Annotated in this window: 5 protein-coding genes; 4 read left to right on the plus strand and 1 reads right to left on the minus strand. The window is 35.1% G+C overall.

From position 1 onward, the window contains the following. The first annotated feature begins 115 nt into the window (after positions 1–115). Positions 116–790, plus strand: a complete 675-nt coding sequence (locus QMF37_RS18115; RefSeq protein WP_283479129.1) for a hypothetical protein — start codon at positions 116–118, stop codon at positions 788–790. A 572-nt stretch (positions 791–1,362) separates the two neighbouring features. Here the strand turns inward: QMF37_RS18115 and QMF37_RS18120 are convergent. Beyond that, on the minus strand, positions 1,363–1,527 hold the full coding sequence (locus QMF37_RS18120) for a hypothetical protein (RefSeq protein ID WP_283479131.1): 165 nt from the start codon (positions 1,525–1,527) through the stop codon (positions 1,363–1,365). Between the two features lie 68 nt (positions 1,528–1,595). Here QMF37_RS18120 and QMF37_RS18125 point away from each other — a divergent pair, with 68 nt between their 5' ends. The 3 genes from QMF37_RS18125 (at position 1,596) to QMF37_RS18135 (ending at position 3,892) form a co-directional block, all read left to right on the plus strand. After that, entirely contained in the window at positions 1,596–2,048 is a 453-nt protein-coding gene (locus QMF37_RS18125; RefSeq protein WP_283479132.1) for an NUDIX hydrolase, read from the plus strand. A 174-nt stretch (positions 2,049–2,222) separates the two neighbouring features. Then, the gene (locus QMF37_RS18130) at positions 2,223–3,185 is read left to right on the plus strand and encodes a helix-turn-helix transcriptional regulator (RefSeq protein ID WP_283479133.1); all 963 of its coding nucleotides are present in this window, start codon (positions 2,223–2,225) and stop codon (positions 3,183–3,185) included. 74 nt (positions 3,186–3,259) lie between these two features. After that, positions 3,260–3,892 (plus strand): type 1 glutamine amidotransferase family protein, encoded by a 633-nt coding sequence (locus QMF37_RS18135; protein ID WP_283479134.1) that lies wholly within the window; start codon positions 3,260–3,262, stop codon positions 3,890–3,892. The last annotated feature ends 149 nt before the right edge of the window (positions 3,893–4,041 follow it).

Below are 4,041 nucleotides of genomic sequence, written 5' to 3' on the forward strand. Positions count from 1 at the left end.
TGAATGTAACTTATTGTGAATTAAGTTACATTCAAAACTAGAAAAAGTAACAGTGAAATTACTAGAATAGTTCAACGGGAAGGACGTCTATCCTCCCGCCAGGAAGGAGAAATTTATGGTATTTGTTCACTTTAATGACTGGAGAAAAAATCTTACCAAGAGAGATAAACAGCAAAAGCATGAAATTAATATTTTTGAGTTAATTTTTTCTAGGAAGGCTACAGAGTTGGGCCTGATTATAGAAGAACATGAATTAATTAATATTTTTTGTTTAGGTAATGAACGAAGCCCTTATTCTTTAAAAAAACAACCGGAGATTGGTCAGATCCAAGTGAATGTAACTTATAGCTTCCAATCATTTTTTTCCTTAGAATCTACTGAATCGAAGTTTGGGGAATTCAAGCAACTAATTCATTTATATGCGGTACCTGTTTTACTGGAATGTTCTCCTTTGCCAAAGGATATTATTCTGGAGATAGTAGACCATTCACTTGAACAGATTCCTGCTCAAAACTATGAAGCTGTGTTTTTAGCAGGAAAAACTCCGAAAAAGAGCCCCAGCCGGAAAAAAGTAGCGTTATTAAAAGGCATTCATCGCGTCGAAGGGTTTCAATTATACTGTGAAGTCTATGATGCGAGAGGGATGCGAATTGTAAATAAACTGCTGGTGGAAGAAGTAGGAGAAGCAAATGCATACTCCAGGTTTTTAGGGGAACTGAAATGGCAAAGCGAATCGTTGATCGTTGTCAAATCCCCATACAGCAGTTGGCAGGCCACTATCGAAGTTTAGATTTTCGAATGTAACTTAATAGCAATTAAGTTACATTCGGAACCTGTAAAATAAAAGAGTCGCTGATTTCAAAAAATCAGCAACTCTTTTGTATTTATGCTCATTTTTATAGCTGGAATAGATAAAACGAAAAGAAGATTAGAAATATAGCCAGGACTGTAAGGATTCTGTTCGTTCTTTTACTGATCTCTTTGTCCAGAAATGAGATTTTACCAAAAAGAGTACTTAAAATATAAGCTAAAACACCTGCTAAAATAGCCACTATTAACGTGCGGAAATCGTAAATATAATCATCAATATAACTGACAAGAATAATGGAGAAGGCAACAGAAAACCCATTCATGTGATACTTTAAGTTATATTTTTTTCCGCTGTTCAAATTCATTTCGCCCCTTAGTTCAGCAAGTTTATAATTACTATACCAATTAACTTCCAGTAAAGTTTCATTTTTTCAAAAAAGAGGAATTTATTAAAAGGTTTTTTGATGCTTTTGAATGTAACATAAGTCTAATTAAGTTACTTTCAAAATCCATAAAAAACCTCCATCTACTGAGTGAGTATTTTCGTTTCTTTTATTCAGAATCGGGTTCTGGTTCAGTTACTTTTCTCACGATGAAACCTAATGATATTCCGACAATCATGATACCCATTCCACCAAAATCCATGTCTCCTGTTACTAGACCCAATACTGGCCAAATAATGAGGACTACAAAAATGGACAAAAAGAGATATTTCATTTTGCACCTCCTGAAAATTATTTTATCTTTTCGGTTATTTTATCATAAAGGAAAGAGAGGGCATATTTATGGATTATGTAAAAGACCTAAGGGCACTCGTTGGTCATAGACCATTGATTTTGTCGGGCTCGGTTGTCTTAGTTGTAAATCAAAAGAATGAGTTGCTTCTGCAGCATCGAAATGATGGTGGTTGGGGCTTGCCTGGCGGATTAATGGAGTTAGATGAAAGTTTAGAAGACACAGCAAGAAGAGAAGTAAAAGAAGAGACTGGATTAGATATTGGTGATTTAAGACTGCTAGGAGTTTTTTCAGGACCCGACTATTTTTTTAAAGTGGCTAACGGAGATGAATTTTATTCGGTGACAGCCGTTTTTTTATCGAATGATGTAAAAGGAAAAATTCAAGTAGATGAATCCGAATCTGTTGAAATACAGTTTTTTAAGTTGGATTCATTACCTGTTGGATTGACGGAGGAATACCGTAGTTACATAACCCCATTTATTGACCAACTAATTAAGTGAACAGTGGATTGAGTTAACATATCATAAGTTATCGGAAGAAAAGAAACTCAAGCACGAGTTTCTTTTTTTTGAGAAGTCTATTGTTACGAATGTTTTCTTAGGAAGTTTGTTTTACATTTTAATGGTAAAATTCATAAGAGAACTTTAAAAAAATTCATATAGAGGTGGAATCATGTGCCTAAAATTGACAATATGTTAGCGATTCTATGGATGCTTCGTTCAGGCGAAAAGATTACTGCAAAACAAATTTCAGAAAAGTTAGAGCTGAATATTAGAACCGTGTATCGATACATTGATACAATCTCAACAAGTGGCGTACCTATAATTTCAGAACCGGGACATAACGGTGGATACACTTTAATGAATAATTTTATAGATGCACCTCTTTTTTTTGATTATGAAGAGCAAACCTCGCTCTTTCACGCTGCTGTTTTTGCAGAAGAAGCCGGATATTATGGTGGTGCAGCACTAAATAGGGCTATTTCAAAACTAAGTAAATACTCAAATCAAGAACAGGAAATAAAGGTAAACCACCATGTAACGAATCTTGAAGTAATCAGCCGAGTGGGTTCAACTTCTGTGAAACCTTTTTTGAAGGAATTAGAGCAAGCCTTAGCGGACGAGTACACAGTAAAAATTCGATATGAGAAAAGTGGCGAAAAACAATTGCATGATAGACTGGTCGATCCGTACAGGATACTCTATTGGAATAATCAGTGGTACGCGATTGGATATTGTCATCTTCGGAATGATCTCCGTAGTTTTAGAGTGGATCGAATTGAGAGTCTAACGCTAACAGAAAATAAGTTTAGCCGACCAGGAAATTTTTCTGCACGTGACTTTTTTATAAAAAATCTTCTTCCCACTGCAGAAGATAAGGAAGGGATTATTTCTTTGGTTGTTAATGGGGAGAAAAGTGTACTGGATGATGTTTGCAAACATTGGTTCCTAGGACATTACTTACAAGAACGGACTTCCAATCAAGCCGTTTTTCTTCTTGAAAAAGATGTGTTGCATACATATGTACCTTATTTACTTTTGCCATACAATAAATCCATTCAAGTGATTCAACCAATAAGTCTAAAGAAAAGACTGGTTGAAGTTCTATCGGAATTGATTAAATTTCATGAAGTATGATAACTTCCCTGACGCTACCTGTCAGGGAAGTTATTTTATACTAGCTATATCAATTGGGATTGGAGTGTTATTGGATGCAGACAACAAACGTTTTTCTCTATGTTTTTAATACAATGTCAGACTGGGAATATGGCTACTTAATTGCTGAACTAAACTCAGGAAGATATTTCAAAAAAGATGTAGCCCCTTTAAAAGTAACTACAGTAGGGGTTAATAAAGAAATGATTACGACGATGGGGGGACTGAGTATAAAACCAGACATTTCTCTTGATGAATGCACGATGGAAAGCAAAGATCTGTTAATTTTGCCAGGGGGAACTACTTGGAATGAAGAAATTCATCAATCTATCTTGGAAAGAGTGGGAGAAGCTTTACAGCTCGGCACTGTGGTTGCTGCAATTTGTGGTGCAATTGAGGCCCTCGCAAATATGGGGTATTTAGACACTAGAAAGCATACAAGTAATAACTTGGAATATACTAAAATGGTATGTCCTACGTATAAAGGGGAAAAGTTCTATGAGGTAGAATCGGGGGTATCCGATGCGAATTTAGTTACTGCGTCAGGAATAGCTCCTTTAGAATTTGCAATGGAAGTTCTAAAAAAATTAGATGTATTTGCACCTGATACGTTACATTCGTGGTATAACCTGAACAAGACTCAAGAACCTGAATACTTTTTCCAATTAATGAACTCATTAAATAACTAAAGTGCTTAAAATTCTCCATTTCTCTATCTTGATTTGTAGAGAAATTGGGATTTTTTATTTAGGGATTTCCAAATCGTTGCAAATCTACAGTTTGCTGATGCTACTCCAATATCAAATAATATATAAAATGAAATTAGTTAACATATGAC

The sequence above is a fragment of the Planococcus sp. S3-L1 genome, assembly GCF_030063085.1.
In the GTDB taxonomy this organism is placed as follows: Bacteria; Bacillota; Bacilli; order Bacillales_A; family Planococcaceae; genus Planococcus; species Planococcus kocurii.

Excerpts from the sequence above, each read along its gene's own strand:
- QMF37_RS18120 (WP_283479131.1), bottom strand. The coding sequence starts at position 1,527 with ATGAAATATCTCTTTTTGTCCATTTTTGTAGTCCTCATTATTTGGCCA.
- QMF37_RS18115 (WP_283479129.1), top strand. The coding sequence starts at position 116 with ATGGTATTTGTTCACTTTAATGACTGGAGAAAAAATCTTACCAAGAGA.
- QMF37_RS18125 (WP_283479132.1), top strand. The coding sequence starts at position 1,596 with ATGGATTATGTAAAAGACCTAAGGGCACTCGTTGGTCATAGACCATTG.
- QMF37_RS18135 (WP_283479134.1), top strand. The coding sequence starts at position 3,260 with ATGCAGACAACAAACGTTTTTCTCTATGTTTTTAATACAATGTCAGAC.